This is a genomic window from Citrobacter sp. Cf118 (assembly GCF_030334095.1).
Lineage (GTDB): Bacteria > Pseudomonadota > Gammaproteobacteria > Enterobacterales > Enterobacteriaceae > Citrobacter > Citrobacter freundii.
The window spans coordinates 1-998 of the sequence record NZ_JAOWES010000010.1; the positions used below are offsets into that span (position 1 = coordinate 1).

Here is a 998-nt window from a genome sequence, read left to right on the forward strand (position 1 = left end):
GACCCCCGGCGGGCTGTACGGCATGGCAGAGAACGGCTACGAGTGGGTGAGCGACTGGTATGACCCGGACTATTACGCGACATCTCCGCGCCAGGATCCGCAGGGTCCGGAGAAGGGCGTCATCCTGGATGACGATAATGGGCAATATATGAAGGTCCGCCGCGGAGGTGACAATCCTTCTCCCGGGTTTGATGTGGGCCTGACCTTTTTTCGCGGCTATGCCATCAAGGACAAGCCTTACCCCGATGGCACCACCGTCCGCTGTGTGGTGAACGCTGCGGAGGCGGTGAAATGAAGGTTGGAAAATATAGCCTGGCGTTGTTGCTGTTGCTGAGCGGTTGCGATAAACCGGAGCCGGCGGCGCAGGATAACGCTGAATTAGCGCAATATCTGCAACGCATTACCGGCGATCTGGTGTTTATTCCGGGCGGCACATTCTGGATGGGGGATTTTTGCTCCCGCACGCACGGTGAGGGGGCGCGCTGTTCACCGGAAAAAGATACCAAACCCGTGCATGAAGTGACGCTGAACAGCTATTCCATCGGTCGTTTCAAGGTGACCCATGAGGATTACGCTTTTTATCTGAAAATGGCGGGATTACCTGCCCAGCAGTTTGATAAAGAATGGCGGAATAAAATCCTGGCGGACATGACCCATTTTAAAAACAGTCCGGCGGTGGTGTCATGGACTGAGGCCGAGAATTACTGCCGCTGGCTGAAAAAGAAGACGGGGCTGCCGTTTTCCCTGCCGACGGAAGCGCAGTGGGAGTACGCGGCGCGTGACCGGGGTCAGTATATTCTGGTGGCAACGGATGACGGCGACTGGCGTGAGGATGAGAAAACCGGGCGGGGGGAAAACTACGCCACCAGCGAGGACCGGCAGGCTACGGAAGAGGCGACCGGCGTGGAAAGTTCCTTGGTGCGTTATGCCGTCGATCGCTATCCGCCGACCCCCGGCGGGCTGTACGGCATGGCAGAGAACGGCTACGAGTGGGTGAG

The 998-nt window shown here is 58.0% G+C and carries 1 protein-coding gene and 1 pseudogene; both read left to right on the plus strand.

The genetic code is table 11. From position 1 onward, the window contains the following. Positions 1-295, plus strand: a pseudogene (locus tag OGX67_RS00365) (formylglycine-generating enzyme family protein); the annotation flags it as partial. After that, a partial coding sequence (locus OGX67_RS00370; protein ID WP_286525578.1) for a formylglycine-generating enzyme family protein occupies positions 292-998 on the plus strand: 707 nt, incomplete at its 3' end. The pseudogene OGX67_RS00365 and the gene OGX67_RS00370, both read left to right, overlap by 4 nt.